General features: G+C 33.6%; 20 protein-coding genes. All 20 read right to left on the bottom strand.

Annotated features, from left to right (window positions below):
* Positions 1-155: 155 nt before the first annotated feature.
* A complete protein-coding gene (locus ACNFIH_RS12390; protein WP_426483394.1) occupies positions 156-1343 on the bottom strand; it encodes a DUF2062 domain-containing protein in 1188 nt (395 codons plus the stop codon).
* An 18-nt stretch (positions 1344-1361) separates the two neighbouring features.
* Positions 1362-1847, bottom strand: a complete 486-nt coding sequence (locus ACNFIH_RS12385; protein ID WP_426483393.1) for a hypothetical protein — start codon at positions 1845-1847, stop codon at positions 1362-1364.
* A 2-nt stretch (positions 1848-1849) separates the two neighbouring features.
* Positions 1850-2221 (bottom strand): 3-hydroxyacyl-ACP dehydratase, encoded by a 372-nt coding sequence (locus ACNFIH_RS12380; RefSeq protein WP_426483392.1) that lies wholly within the window; start codon positions 2219-2221, stop codon positions 1850-1852.
* Between the two features lie 3 nt (positions 2222-2224).
* Complete coding sequence (locus tag ACNFIH_RS12375; RefSeq protein WP_426483391.1) at positions 2225-2830, bottom strand: porin family protein; 606 nt, start codon at positions 2828-2830, stop codon at positions 2225-2227.
* Between the two features lie 20 nt (positions 2831-2850).
* A complete protein-coding gene (locus ACNFIH_RS12370) occupies positions 2851-3486 on the bottom strand; it encodes a hypothetical protein (RefSeq protein WP_426483390.1) in 636 nt (211 codons plus the stop codon).
* Entirely contained in the window at positions 3452-4078 is a 627-nt protein-coding gene (locus ACNFIH_RS12365) for an outer membrane lipoprotein carrier protein LolA (RefSeq protein ID WP_426483389.1), read from the bottom strand. Before ACNFIH_RS12365 ends, ACNFIH_RS12370 begins: the two co-directional genes overlap by 35 nt.
* Positions 4079-4178: 100 nt before the next feature.
* Entirely contained in the window at positions 4179-4964 is a 786-nt protein-coding gene (locus ACNFIH_RS12360; protein ID WP_426483388.1) for a polysaccharide deacetylase family protein, read from the bottom strand.
* Entirely contained in the window at positions 4961-6022 is a 1062-nt protein-coding gene (locus tag ACNFIH_RS12355) for a beta-ketoacyl synthase N-terminal-like domain-containing protein (RefSeq protein WP_426483387.1), read from the bottom strand. Before ACNFIH_RS12355 ends, ACNFIH_RS12360 begins: the two co-directional genes overlap by 4 nt.
* Complete coding sequence (locus tag ACNFIH_RS12350) at positions 6019-7221, bottom strand: beta-ketoacyl-[acyl-carrier-protein] synthase family protein (protein WP_426483386.1); 1203 nt, start codon at positions 7219-7221, stop codon at positions 6019-6021. Before ACNFIH_RS12350 ends, ACNFIH_RS12355 begins: the two co-directional genes overlap by 4 nt.
* Positions 7222-7313: 92 nt before the next feature.
* On the bottom strand, positions 7314-7571 hold the full coding sequence (locus ACNFIH_RS12345) for a phosphopantetheine-binding protein (RefSeq protein ID WP_426483385.1): 258 nt from the start codon (positions 7569-7571) through the stop codon (positions 7314-7316).
* A gap of 2 nt (positions 7572-7573) precedes the next feature.
* The gene (locus ACNFIH_RS12340) at positions 7574-8191 is read right to left on the bottom strand and encodes a 3-oxoacyl-ACP synthase (RefSeq protein ID WP_426483384.1); all 618 of its coding nucleotides are present in this window, start codon (positions 8189-8191) and stop codon (positions 7574-7576) included.
* A 16-nt stretch (positions 8192-8207) separates the two neighbouring features.
* Complete coding sequence (locus ACNFIH_RS12335) at positions 8208-8639, bottom strand: hypothetical protein (protein WP_426483383.1); 432 nt, start codon at positions 8637-8639, stop codon at positions 8208-8210.
* Positions 8640-8648: 9 nt separating this feature from the next.
* A complete protein-coding gene (locus ACNFIH_RS12330) occupies positions 8649-9791 on the bottom strand; it encodes a beta-ketoacyl synthase N-terminal-like domain-containing protein (protein ID WP_426483382.1) in 1143 nt (380 codons plus the stop codon).
* Between the two features lie 121 nt (positions 9792-9912).
* Positions 9913-10362, bottom strand: coding sequence for an acyl-CoA thioesterase (locus tag ACNFIH_RS12325; RefSeq protein ID WP_426483381.1), 450 nt, complete (start codon positions 10360-10362; stop codon positions 9913-9915).
* On the bottom strand, positions 10337-11620 hold the full coding sequence (locus tag ACNFIH_RS12320) for an ABC transporter permease (protein ID WP_426483380.1): 1284 nt from the start codon (positions 11618-11620) through the stop codon (positions 10337-10339). The genes ACNFIH_RS12325 and ACNFIH_RS12320 overlap by 26 nt, the downstream gene beginning before the upstream one ends.
* Complete coding sequence (locus ACNFIH_RS12315; protein ID WP_426483379.1) at positions 11610-12362, bottom strand: ABC transporter ATP-binding protein; 753 nt, start codon at positions 12360-12362, stop codon at positions 11610-11612. Before ACNFIH_RS12315 ends, ACNFIH_RS12320 begins: the two co-directional genes overlap by 11 nt.
* A gap of 6 nt (positions 12363-12368) precedes the next feature.
* Positions 12369-13367 carry a BtrH N-terminal domain-containing protein gene (locus tag ACNFIH_RS12310; RefSeq protein WP_426483378.1) on the bottom strand — a complete coding sequence of 333 codons (999 nt, stop codon included), beginning with the start codon at positions 13365-13367 and terminating at the stop codon, positions 12369-12371.
* Complete coding sequence (locus tag ACNFIH_RS12305; protein WP_426483377.1) at positions 13367-13771, bottom strand: hypothetical protein; 405 nt, start codon at positions 13769-13771, stop codon at positions 13367-13369. The genes ACNFIH_RS12310 and ACNFIH_RS12305 overlap by 1 nt, the downstream gene beginning before the upstream one ends.
* 21 nt (positions 13772-13792) lie before the next feature.
* Entirely contained in the window at positions 13793-14059 is a 267-nt protein-coding gene (locus tag ACNFIH_RS12300) for a hypothetical protein (RefSeq protein ID WP_426483376.1), read from the bottom strand.
* A 12-nt stretch (positions 14060-14071) separates the two neighbouring features.
* Complete coding sequence (locus ACNFIH_RS12295; protein ID WP_426483375.1) at positions 14072-14536, bottom strand: ABC transporter permease; 465 nt, start codon at positions 14534-14536, stop codon at positions 14072-14074.
* Positions 14537-14542 lie beyond the last annotated feature (6 nt).

The following is a 14542-nucleotide window of genomic DNA, read 5'->3' as shown; positions in this document are numbered from 1 at the left end:
TTTATTTTTTTTTAGCCACAGATTAAAAGGATTAAAATGATTTTAAACCTTGCCATGTGCGCGCAAATTAAGTTAAATTAATTCGTTCCTAGTTCGCTATCGCTCGTATCGTGGCTAAGAAATCTGTTTAATCCTTTTAATCTGTGGCAAAACTTTTATTTAATATTCGGTTTGTTTTTAGAACTAAAAGCAGTTAAAAGCAAATAACTTATAAAACCAACCGTTAGCGCGGAAACGGATGCTAAAATAAGACTTCCTACGATATATTGTGTAGCATTTTTTTGAATATCGTCCAGCGTAATCGAACTGTCTAAAACTAAAGGGGCGTCACTCGACACAAAAATGCTTCCAACCTGAAGTGAAGCGTAAATAATAAAGGGAATAAATGGAGGAAAACTAACATTTGAAGTCAAATAAGCAATGACTTTATTAAGCCTGAAAATAGCAGCAAAAGTAAAAAGTAAAATAGTTTGAAATCCCCAAAAAGGTGAAAATCCAATAAAAATGCCCAGCGCGATTGCGGCAGATTTTTTGAAATTAGAATCGTTACTTTCTAGAATATCTTCAAGAAAGAATTTTTTAAAACCTTTTTTTTTTGCTCTTCTAAAAAAATCTCTTGGTTTGATATACAATAAAGCATTCGTAACCAAAACCGTATTTAAAATACTGATTCTTGTAAAATCCCTAAAAGGACGAAAATGTGAAACGCGTTCTGCGGGATCGTACAAAACCTGAATCGGAATGTTTTTTACTACAATTCCTTTCCACGCCGCGCGCACAATCACTTCAATTTCAAACTCAAATTTATTGGTGTAAAATTGTTTCGGAAGTAATTGCAGCGGATATAATCTGAAACCAGATTGTGTATCATCAAGTTTGATTCCGGTTTCGAACTTGAACCAAAAATTTGAAAATTTGTTCCCGAAACTGCTTTTCTTCGGAACATTTTCCTGCGTCATATTTCGGCTTCCAATCAAAAGCGCATTTGGTTCTTTTTGAATTTCTTCTAAGAAACTAGGAATGTCAGAAGCAAAATGCTGTCCGTCAGAATCGATAGTAATCGCGTATTCGAAATTTTGTTCGATTGCTTTTCTAAAACCATTTCTCAGCGCACGACCTTTTCCTATATTTTTAGGATGATGAATTTGCGTAAGCTGAGTATATTCTTTTAAAATCTCAGAAGTAGAATCTGTAGAACCGTCGTTGACAATAATAATATTTGTAGTGAAATCTAAAATAGAATCCAGCACTTTTTTTAGCGTTTTCTGATTATTGTACGTCGGGACAATAACACAGAAAGAAGTGGTATTTAATAAATCGTGCTGATGTAAATTAGGTTCCATGGAAAATTATGCTTTCGCTTACTTCACAAATTGTTTCTCCTTTTCAGAAAAACTTTTTGATTGTAAAATAAAGTCTTTTAGATATTCTTTTAAAGCACCGCTTTGATCAGCATAGTGCTCTGTAAGATATTTTTTGTCTTCTTTTATATTCTTTTTATACCCCGTAATTCCTGGAACATTTTCCTGAATGCTCAATCGAATCATTCTGATTTCGATATTGTCTGGTTCACTTTTTATAGTCGATTCAAGAAGTTTTGCACCTTCTTTAAAACGGTCTATTTTATCTTTTAATTTTTTCTTGAAATTAGAATCCAATAAAATTGAAGCGGCTTTATAAGCGACTAAAGTTTTATTTGCATCATCAGAAATACCAGCTAGTTTTTCAGAAAATTCTTTTGCATTACTTTCCGATTTTGTAACAGTTGTGTACATTTTTCTGATGGACGCCAAATCTGGAGTGCCCACAAAATTTACCCATAAAAGCAATGTCAATAGCAGTTTCATAATTACATTCTTTTGTACACATTGCTTAATTTCAAGGCAACTGTGTCATTAAAATAGGTGGTGTTTTTTACTTTAACCAAATTATCTTCGGTTGTTGTGATGTCAAGCTCTAAACGTAACTCGGGATTAACTTCCGGATTAATAAGTGCCATAAATTTTACATTGGCAAGTGTTTGAATCATTAAAGTTTCCGCAGTAATTTTCTCAGTCAATTCCTTAATAATTTGTATCATGCAAACACCCGGCATAATCGGATTTCCAGGAAAATGACCTTTGAAAACTTCATGTTTTTCATTGACCAAAATCGTAATCGTATATTTAGAATCTGATATTTTTTCTTCCGAAAGTATTTTGTAAAAATCTTTTAAAACCATTTTTTATTTTACTTTAAAAGTATAACTAATACCAAACTGCAATACCTGATTTAAAATAATTTGGTCATAATAGTAGTCATCATAATCAATACCGTCATAACCGTAAATATCGATTAAACCTTGTTTAAATCTTGCTTCAAAAGTTAAACCGTTTGGTAACGTATAGCCAATACCGCCAACAAATGAAAAATCTGTACCAATTGGATCATATCCGTAACGCCCAAAATTATCACTTGTCTTCAAATCAAGTGATGGCCCCGCCAATACATGAAAACCTTTTCCTCCAAAGTTAAATTTTGCAACAGCTCCAAGCGTTACATAATTCAACTCATATTTTGCATTCTGAAAAGCATTTGATCCATTATAATATTCTCTTCCTTCAGCACCTTGTCTTGAATATGTTATTTCAGGCTGAAGTGTAAAATACTTATTGAATTTTATTGCAACTAATCCTCCAATATAATAATCAGCTTTCATGCTGTTGTTATCAATATTGGTTAAACTTGTAAGGTTTAAACCACCTCTAATACCTGGATTTACTGATACTTGTGCTTGCATTGAAGCAAGGCCAATAAATAGTACAAATGCAAATAAGGTTAATTTTTTCATAGTTGGTTTGGTTTATATTTTTACTCTGATTTAAAATAATTCAGTTCAATTTTCAACTTGATATTCTGATGTAAAATGACGACTTTTTTAGCAAAATTATCGTTTTCTAAAGTAAAAGTAATTGTTATTTTATCTTTTGTTTTAGAAGAACGTACTACTTTTTCTAATTTTTGGTCTTTTTTTGAGAAGAAAAGATAATTGTCACGACCATCGTCTGCCGATTTATAAATGTTAAAATCTACATTTTCAAACTGTTCCTGAATCAGAAAATCTTTTTTAAGAAGAATTCTGAAATCTTCAGTTAATGTATTAATTAGGATTTTTCGATCCAATTCAGAAACTATAGAATTGACTTTAAAAGTCTTTTCAGCAATTTCAAAATCTAGTAATTTATTTCCAAATTCAGTGGTAAAAACTACTCGATGCGTTGTGTCATTTATTTTCTTGGCAATGAAAATTCCAGACATTTCATGACCGTAAACCGTGATGTTTGTTTTGTAAACATAATCAGCATTTGGGTCGGCGAAATACGGAACTTCAATAGCCGTTTTATCTAATTTTTTAGGCGTGTAATTTTTGGTGACCGAGCCACAAGAAACTAGAACAATTGCCAGAAAACAATTAATTAGTAAAAATTGAATCGTCGATTTTTGCATTGATTACTTTATTTTTAAGTACAATTCGGGTATAATCTTCAGATGATTCTAATAATTTTACCTGAACAACTGTTGCTTCTTCTTTGTCGAAAGTCAGTTCGATTTGTTTGATGTATTTTTTCAGCGTCGCATCTTTCGGTACAAATTTCGCCAGATTTTGACCTTTCAATTTGAAATACGAAATCGTAAATTCTTTGTCGTCAAACATATTTCCACTGACGCTTCCAATAATCAGTTTATTGATTCTTGCAAAGATTTTACTGTTGCCAATATCAACCGCGCTTTTCTTTCCTTCGTCGTTAATCAGGATTTTTCCGTTTTTGAAAACAATGCTGTAGTTGTATGGTTTTTTGTATTGCCAAGACAATAAAGCCGGTTCTTTAAAAACCATTTTTCCCGAAGTTTCAATGTCTTTTGACAAAAAATCCAAATGTTTGTACTGAACAAAATCAGTGCTCAAAGTTTTGATTTTTTTCGAAACCACATTTACATCTTGTTTGAAAGAAGCAATTTCAGCATCGGTCATTTTTTGTTCTTGGGCGAACAAATTACCCGAAATAAATAGAATTAGTAGCGCTATTTTAGTTTTCATATTTTTTTAAATTGTGCTTTGTTTTTTTGCCACGAATTGCACAAATTTTTAATTTAAGAAAATCCGTTTAAATTCGCGTCTTCGCGTTAGCGAATCCGTTTTATCCGCGTTCAATTTCATAAGCATTAAGATTCAGTAATTCCTCCACAGAAACAACTTCATAATTATTTTGCTGTAAAAATTGCAAAAACTGTTCCAATACCAAAACAGTGTGTGGCGCAGTATCGTGCAAAAGTACAATTCCGCCGGGAGAAACTCGTTTTTTAATTCGGCTTAAAATCAAATCCTGATTTTTTATTCCGCCGTCAAGCGAACGAATATTCCATCCAATAACTTTGTGTCCGGTAACTTTTAAAGCTCTTCGAATTGAAGGTGTCGTAACTCCGTAAGGCGGACGAAAAAAGTTGATTTTTTTGGAAGTGAATTTTTCCAGCAATTTATCAGTTTTGCGAAGTTCATCTGTTATTTTGTCTTCATGATAAAAATCGAAAAACTTAGAATGAGAATACGAATGATTTCCGACCAAATGACCTTCAGCAATAACTTGTTTTAAAATTTCAGGATGTGCTTCAATATTTTTTCCAATGCAGAAGAAAGTCGCTTTGGTATTGTATTTTTTCAGAAGTTCCAAAACTTCCAAAGTAAATTCACTTGGTCCGTCATCAAAAGTTAAGGCAATTTTTTTTTCTGTTTCCGAAGGATTATCGCAGAAAGCTTTTACATGATAATTAGAAGAAATTCGAGCAGAACCAAAAGCATTTATTCCAAGCCAAATCAAAACAATTAAAACAAACCACCAAAAATTAATTGCTGTATAAAGATTCAAAAGAAATAATACGAGCAATAAAAAGATAAAAAAAACAGATATGTTTTTATGCGTTATCATTTTGAAAGCAACGTAAAACTATGATTTTTTCCATTAACCTGATTGTACAATAAAATGGTATTGTAAGCTGGTTTTTCAATGGAATTTACTTTTATAATTTCAGGAATTTCCTGAGTTTTTATAATTTTAGATGTCATCCACAAAGCAAAAGCAGAAGCAGTGTCATATTCTCCGCTTAAGTGTTTGTAATATAATTGAGGCGTTTCTGCGAAAGCATTTTTAGAAAGATTCTTATAATAAAAATCAGAATCTGAGTTTCCGTCAAAACCTAAAACCACAGCATCAAGATCTGAAATTTGTAAATTATTATGTTTTAAGAAAGTGATAATAGTATTTTCAATTTCATTTTCTTCCAAAGTATTTACGATTTCAATATCAAGAATTTCTGCATACGTATTTTCTTTTCTTTCATTTTCCAAAACAAAAAAACTCGCGCCTTCGCCATAAACAACATCGCTGGAATTAGCATTTAAAACTTCAGAAGGAAGATCATTTTCCTTTTTAATTCTTCCGGCCAATTTAAAAAGCGATAAAGTATAATCTCCGTTTTCATCAACTCCACCAACCAAAATTGAATTGGCTTCGTCTTCTTCAATCTGCATTTTAGCATCTAAAAGTGCCGATTCAAAAGAAACCGCTCCGTTTACATACGTAAAATTATAACCTTTGCATTGTAAAGAAAGTGCGATTTGTGCGCCAACAGTATTATGAGTCGATTGAATAAATGAAGTTGGAGTTAAGAATTCTTCATTATTATCCAGAATGTTTTTCAAGAATTTTTCAGAATCTTCGATACAACCCAAACCCGTTCCGGTTATAATTGCATCAACGTTTTCAACATTGGCATCTTTCATCGCCAAAGTCGAAGCCACGATTCCGTTTTTCACTCCTTTCGCCATTCTTCTGCTCATCGCAGGCGAAATATAATCTTTGTAAACCGGAGAAACGATCGACAAAACATTTTCAGAATTGTTGATTACAGCTTCTTCTAAAAAAACAGTATCAAATGTTTTTTGAGTCGAAATACAGCCTACTCCATTTATATATGTTTTTTTCATTTGTTAGCAGAAAATATAAGGGTTGAACAATTTCCGCCAAAACCAAAAGAATTGGATAAAACGTGTTCGATATTTTTCATTTTTAAAGTTGTCTGAGGTTTCAATTCAAATTCTTCCATTTGATTTTCAAAATTCAAATTTGGATAAACCACACTATTTTGAATTGCCAAAACGGAATAAACAGCTTCAATCGCCGCCGCCGCCGCTAAAGTGTGACCCGTAAAAGGTTTTGTCGAACTGAAATCCGGCACTTTTTCATCTTCATAAATTCGGAGTAAAGCTCTTCCTTCGGACAAATCATTATTTGGCGTTGCGGTTCCGTGAACGTTGATATAATCAATTTCAGAAGGTTTTATTCCTGAAATTTCAAAAGCTTTTTTCATTGCCAAATAAGCGCCATCGCCATTTTCTGAAGAAGCAGTTTGGTGAAAAGCATCATTTGCATTTCCGTAACCAGAAACTCTTGCCAGGACTTTTTTGTTTTGCTTCGCAACAATTTCATCCGATTCTAAAACCAAAAAAGCAGCAGCTTCGCCAAGATTTAATCCTTTTCTGTTATTGTCGAAAGGTTTGTTATAATCGTCAGATAAAATCATTAAAGTCTTGAATCCGTTGATGGTAAATTTTGCTAAAGCATCAGTTCCCCCGACAATTACGCGATCCAGTTTTCCAGATTTTATTAAACGTGCGCCTAACATAATGGAGTTTGCTGCCGAGGAACAAGCCGTACTGATTGTTGTTACCATTCCTTTTAAACCAAGTTCTGATGCAATTTTTTCAGCCACATCGCCACCGTCGTGACAAGTTATGTATTTGACCAATTCCGGTTTTTCGAAATAATCGAAATAATGCTTTTCAGTCATGTCCATGCCACCAACGCTTGTAGCCGAAATAAGTCCGGTTCTAAATTCGTTTATGGAAGTAATTCCAGCATTTTCAACCGCTTGTTTTGCTGCCAAAGCACCAATCATAGCCGTTCTAGAAAAATTATTATTTTCTGAAAGTTGCAATTCCGAAATCAATTCTTCATTGGTTTTTTTGATTTCACCAACTTTGATGACATCAGCATGAACCGTCGGGATATTTTCAATTCTGGAAATACCGATTTTATTTTCGATTAGGGAAATATAATTTTCTTCGACTGAATTTCCAATCGAAGAGATAATTCCCATTCCCGTTATTGCTACACCTTTTTTCATCTAGACTTCTTAGATTTTTAGATTCTAGACTTCTTAGATTTTTAAACTTTTTGTCTAAGAAGTCTAAAAATCTAAGCAAGTCTAAGAAGTCTTTATTTAGTTCTATTCGCGTTAATATACGCCGCCATTGTTTCGATCGACTGAAAAATTGATTTTCCTTCCTTCGGGTCAACCAATTTAATTCCGTAATCTTTATCTAAAATCACGATCAATTCAAGTGCATCAATCGAGTCTAAACCTAAACCGTCTCCAAACAAAGGATCGTTATCAGCAATGTCTTCAACAGCGATATCTTCTAAGTTTAAAGTCGTTATAATTTTATTTTTTAATTCTTCTTTTAATGCTTCCATGATTATTTATTGTATAATGTATTGATATTTTCGTGTGTATATTTTTCGTTTTCTTCTTTGCTGATAACACAAAGAAAAGCTTTATAATTTTCGTCAAAATATTCGACCCAACCGCACAAAACGGAATCTGCTTTATTTGTGTTTAAGAGAATATCTGAATAATTAGACAGAAATTCGGCGTTGAAAGCATCAAATATAAAGAAAGAATTCTCACTTTTTAACTGATGACGGATACTTATTTCGCCCAAACAAATATTTGGCAGCGTATAAACAAAAACCGCCGGACTCGGATAATAGTTTTCTTTATCAGAAATCGATTCCTGATATTTTACATCGGTATCTAAACTTGACGATTTATTGGCCAAAACCAAAGCGATATTATTTTCTTCTTCTGCAGAAATTATCGGACTCAAAAGCAATTCTGATCCTAAAAAAGCCAATTTGCTCAAAGTATCCATTTTGAAAAACTTTGGATATTGGATTTCAAAATTACGCAATGCCTGTTTGGAGAAATCAGCAAAATCTGTCGGATCAATTTTGAATACAGAAGTTCCGTTCAAAACAATTTCGTTGTTTTGAATTGTGATGTAGGATTGTATGTAGGTTTTGTTTTGAGTCATTTATTTTTCATAGATATTATTGTCCTCTTTCAAAAGTACTTTCAAAAATTACTTTTTTCAAAATGATATCGTTGTTTTTAAAATCATCAGTATCTATAATATATAAAACTCTTTTTTTCTCAAAAAAATCTAATAGCTCTGTTGTATTATACTCATAAAAAAAATTGCCATCAATAATTTTGTTTTTTTCTTTCTTTAAAAAAACATTTTGCTTTGTTATGCTTTCATAATTTTCAGAAATAAGATGCTTGAAACGGAATTGTTTATAAATACTATTGTGAAAGAAAAAAGTATAAAATGGATTCAAAGATCCTTCAAAGAATTTTTCTTGGTTTTTTCCATGATCAAATAGAATGTAAACAGTATCAGATTTTTTTAAATTCTCTAAACTTTGACAATGAATGATGTTTAGATTAATGATAAACAAAGCGATAATAATTTTCTTCATTTCTAAGATTTACTTATTAATTTTCTCAAAAACAACCGCCGTATTACAACCGCCAAATCCAGAAGCTGTTTTCAAAAAATACTCAATAGTTGCTTCTTCATTTTTCTCAATAACATTTACACTTTCACTAACACCAATTTCATCAAAACCTTTCGATTCAAAAAGCAAATTTCGATTAGCAGATTCAATTGCAATTACTGTTTCCAATAATCCTGAAGCGCCTAACGTATGACCGTAAAATCCTTTCAAACTATTGATGGGAACGTTTTGTAAATCTAAACGGCTAAACGCAATCGCCTCCATTTCGTCGTTGAACGGAGTTGCAGTTCCGTGGGCTGAAATATAATCTAATTTGTTGGCTTCAATTTTGGCTTCTTTCAAAGCATTCTGAATACTTCTGAACAAACCTTCGCCCGTTCTTGAAGGCCCGGAAATATGATTCGCATCGTTTATCGAGCTGTCACCAATTACTTTTATTTTAGCATTTTTGGCTTCCGCCGAAACTAAAACTGCAGCGGTTGCTTCGCCCAAACTTACTCCGGTCCTGTTTTTAGAATAAGGTTTACAAGGTAATTCACTCATCGCCTGAAAAGCATTAAATCCAGACAAAACAAATTCTGAAACTTCATCGCCAGCGACTACAAAAACATTATCATAAAGTTCCGATTGAATCATTCTTTTAGCAACAGAAACGGCTAAAATTCCAGAAACGCAGGCATTTGAAACGACAATTGGCTGTGTTGTAAACTTGAAGAAATTGGCAACATTTTTAGCTAAAACATCTAAATTGGCATTATTAAAATTTTCTTTCGAATTGTTTTTTAAAGCCGTCACATTTCCTTTTGTAGTGGAAAGTATAAAAGCGGTTTTTGAATTCAATTCAACTCCCGAATTTTTGACAATCGGCTCTAAAGCCAAAATCATCATTTTCTCTAAACGGGAATATTTAGTTTCAGCGCTGATTTTTGCAAAAGCGTTGTTTATTTTTTCGTCAGAAATAATTGCGGCATAAAAAGGCATTGGCATTAATGAAATATCTTCATGCAATTGAATACCAGAATCACTACGCAAAATCGCTTCGATGTTCGATTCAACATCAAATCCTAAAGGCGTGATACAATTCGTTTGTGTGATGTATATTTCTTTTGACATTTTCGATTTTAATTTCGTGAAATTTTTGCTCGCAGATTTGGCAGATTGAGCAGATTTAATTTTTGCTAATTCGTGAATTGCTTCGCCTGTTCGCTATCGCTCGGGTCGTGGCGAAAAAAATTTACTTCAACAACCCAACTTTCCTTTTCCATTCCTCATAAAAAGGAGGATTGGTTAGCATTAAATTCCCTTCTTTATCTAAAAAAACCTGAGTTGTTTCGCCGGTACAGGCAATTTCGCCTTGAGCGTCAATAATTTTAAAACGGTAAATTATTTTCGCGGCCGGAGTGTCGACAACTGTGGTTTCGATTGTGACAACATCACCGTAACGCAGAGACAATTTATGCTCGCATTTTGATTTTACAATTGGAGTCGTATAACCCGTTTTTGCAATGTCCAAATACGTAAGTCCGTGTTGGCGTCCAAAGGCTTCGCGACCGTCTTCAAAATAGGTAATATAATGGCCGTGCCAAACAATTCCAAGCGGATCAGTTTCGTTAAAACGAATTCTGATTTCGTGCGAAACGGTTAAGTCTGAGGCTTCGTTATACTGTTCTTTTCTTTTTGTCATAAAATAAGGCAATGGAAGTGGTGATTATAAAGAACAAAAATAACAAACTTATTTTTGGAATGATTTCGATGAAAGAAACATTGCGCAGTAAAACATCATAAAACGCTTCTAGACCCCAATTCATGGGCGAAGATTTGGCAATAAGCTGCATCATTTTTGGCATTACAAAAACAGGAACCCAAACGCCTCCGATGGCTGCTAAAATAATAACACTTGTCGCACCAAACGGAGCTGATTGCTCCTGAGTATTCGCAACAGTTCCTAATAAGATTCCGAATCCGATGGCGGCAAAACCTGAAAATAAAGCGACAACACTCATCAAAAATAAATGTCCTTCAATATTTAGCGGAGGCAAACCAATGTGCGGAAACAAGAAAATCGCAACGGCAACCATCATATAAAACTGAATCATACAAATGACAGAATACGTAATGGTTTTGCCAATAATGACAATTAAATTGGAAGTTGGATTGGTCAACAATCGAACAAAAGTTCCTTGTGATTTTTCTTTTACAATATTGATGGAAAGCGGAATCACGATAAAAAATATTGCAAAAAGTGTCCAGGCCGGAACGTTGTGCTGAACCGAATTGGGCAATACTTCTTTATTGTTTATTTTCGGAATTATTTCTTTGAAAGTAATAAAACTCGTTTGATCGAATTTGGTATTTTCTTCGCCTAACTGATTTTGAAAAGTCGTGTAAATCGATTTGGTTTCGATTTGCGAAATCATTTTGTCAATCGCATTCATAACCGAATTTTTGAAACTCAGCTGAACCGCCGGATCAAAATATAATTTTACTTCTTTTTGCGTGATAACTTTTGGTTTCTCCGGTTTTGCAACGCTGTCTGTAAAACCCATTTTGCTCACAATGTTTTCGACATTCTGATCGACTTTGGCTTGCAAATCAACGCTTAGATTTTTCGGAATTACGATAGCCAATTGAAATTTTCCTTTGTAAACATTTTCTCTGGCAACTTCTTCCGTAATCGGTTTGTTGTCAATTTGAGTGATAACGGTGAATAATTGGTTTTTTTCTAAATTATCAAAAACCGTTTTCGAAACAGAACCTTTGTCATAATCAACCAATAAAATCGGAATTTTAGTGTCGCTGACCGTTTTGAAAGAGCTGTCCTGAATGACCGTTACCGTGATAACCAAAACTAACGGCATGATAAATAAAATAATCAAACCACCTAAATCTCTTTTCAATAAAAGAAATTCTTTTACTATCGACATCCAGATTTTATATAGCATCTCTCAAGTCTTTACCGGTTAATGAAATAAAAACATCTTCGAGATTTCTGGCATTTTCTGTGGTCTCAATTAAGGTTGACGGCGTTCCTTTTGCATAAATTTTGCCTCGGTCTAAAATGGCAATATTCGTGCAGAAATCTTCGGCTTCAGCCAAATGATGTGAGGTATAAATAATGGTAGTTCCGTGTTGATTTAATATTTTCAGATAATCTAAAATCGCATTTTTTGATTGGACATCAACGCCAACAGTTGGTTCATCCAAAAATAAAACTTTTGGATTGTGCAGAATTCCGGCAATCAAATTGACACGGCGTTTCATTCCGCCAGAAAAAGTATGAATTTGTTTATCAGCAAATTTCAATAAGCCCAAAAGATCTAAAGTTTCGATGACTTTATCCTTCAAGTCGGAACCTTTCAAACCGTACATGCTTCCAAAATAATGCAGATTTTCTCTTGCGGTCAACGTTGGATACAAAGCATATTCCTGAGGAACAACGCCGATGATTTTTTTGATTTTGGATGAATGATTGTGATAGTCTAAATCATCAATCGAAAAATGTCCCGAAGTCGGTTTGATCAATCCGCAAAGCATCGAAATTAAAGTGGTTTTTCCGGCGCCATTCGGACCTAATAATCCGAAAATCTGGCCTTCATTTATGTCCAGCGAAACATCGTTCAAAGAAAACTGATCGGCATCTTTGTACTTTTTCGAAAGGGATTCTATTTTTATAATGGAATTCAAAATATCTTAGCTGATTGCTTTTTTTAGTTTTTTGAAAAAGATTTCTTCGCGATTCGCAATGTCTAAAAGTTCATCGGCAATGGCGTTGTATGCGTCTTCTTTCGCACTTCTATTTTTATAAATTCTGGAAGCTTCAACGGCAAAATCGCGCCATGAATCTCCAATTTGTGTCATTTCTTTCGAAAGTGTTTTCAGTTCTTCATTTTCTAAAACAACCGAAGCTTCTTGCAAAAACGCGGCGTAAATAAATCGGAAACCTCCGCCTCCGGTTCCAATTTCTTCCTGCATTCTGACCATTTGCGCCAAATAATGATTGGCTTTTCTGACACCATGTTTTTTAGGCCATTTTCTAATTTGGCGCGAAACCATTTTAATACCGCGAACGCCCACAATTGGCATTGGCGCCAACATATCGCGACAGGTATTTTTGATTCCTTTTATGATCGCATTTTTTAAATCAACTTCACTCGGAATCTGAATTGGATAATACATTTGTCCGCGTGGCGCAAAAGCACCTTTGGCAAAACGCACTTTGTCCATTTCCTCGTGAGTCAAAGTGGTAACCGTTTCCATTACTGGATCGCTGATCAAATAATCTGTTTCGGTTTTGCCGTAAACGACTAAATTGTGCGCGTTGAAATGAAAGCGATATTCATCAGGAAAATAACTCAAATGATAAACGCCAACTTGCAATCCAGTCGGAATATTGTTTTTTAAATTTTCTTCTAAAGCTTTGTTTGCATTGGCAACCGAAGAGAATTTTTGTCTTTTTATTTTAAGATTTAAGCGATTGGCAACTTTATTAAAAATATGTCCCGGCAAAGTTCTATAACTGATCGCCGGCGCGTGATTTACTTTTAAGAAAGGCAAATACACGAAAAATAGTCCCGAACCAATTCCGAAAACCATCGGTTCGCTGATATTGAGTCCGCTGTTTTTTAAGAGGTTTGAAGCTACTCCGTTTTCACAATGAGCAGATTGATGATGTGTAAAAGTAACTTGCATTAATCTGTTTTAAAGTTTTTTAATTCGGCTATTGAAATGTCAAAAGCGTCGGCATATTTTTGTAAAGTTTTGTCGTTTAGTTTGGCAAAAACGGAAGGTTTAAAATGTCTTTTTACGCGCCATTTCCACATTTCGACATATCCGGCAAGAATCGAAAGATCCATTTTATTGAGTTCCATAAAATAACAAATCGGACTCAATTCTCCGTTTTTAACTTTGATTCTGGCTTCTTCTGCGCGTTCTTTTATATCGTCGATTGCGTTGGAAAGTGCAATGGCTTTTGGTTCCCAGCCTGTACTCAAAGCGGTAGTATAATTCCCGTTTTCATCGGTTGCATAAACCAATTCCTTGAGATTTTTTTTGCTTAAATTTCCATCGTGCTGAGGTACATTTTCTTTTTCCATGACGGTGTTTTTATTTAAAATCTATACCATTAATTTTGTAAAAACCAAAACAGGTAATATTTCGAGTACAATTAAAAAACCAAGATCTATTAAAGCTAAATTTTTAAATTTTTTGACAAAAAAATAAATCATTTCTAATAATAGAAACAGGCAATAAGCTTGAATCAAAAAAAAAGCTTCTGCAAAAAAATCGACTTTAATAAAACCATATAGAAAAATACAAACTAATATGGCTATTAAAATTCCTAATCGGATAAATAAATGATAAAGCGTTTTTTTTGTATCCATTTCGATATTTAATTATTCTTCAACCGAAATCGTCTTCTGAATAAACAAATTAATTTCGCATTCTAACAGTATTTTGTCTTCCAATAAACTTTCGCAACTCATGGTGCATAAAGTATAATCGTCGCCAACAAATTTGGAAACCAAAATTGCTTTGGTCGTAATAACGTCGCCAACTTTTGGCAATGCATGTATTTTTAGATTTTTTAAAGCGCTGATAAAACCAATAACATTTACATTTACATTTTCGGTTCCGTCCTCTTCAAAAAAATACTTTTTTCCAACAATTGAAGAACAAGTTTGCGCTGTGTTTTCGATTAAACCGGCTTCTATTAAAATGCCTTTATCAACAAAAATATTGTCTTCTTTGATTAAAAATTCGGTTTCAACTGAAGTGGCATCAATTTCCAAAATCAAATCAACCATAAGCATTGGCGCTCGGTGTGGTAAATAATTTTGTATGTCGATTCCAACTTTCATCGTCAT

It is taken from the genome of Flavobacterium sp. 2 (genome assembly GCF_049949195.1).
Lineage (GTDB): Bacteria > Bacteroidota > Bacteroidia > Flavobacteriales > Flavobacteriaceae > Flavobacterium.
The sequence above is the reverse complement of the archived record's forward strand: the minus strand, read 5'-3'. Positions and strand labels throughout refer to the sequence as shown.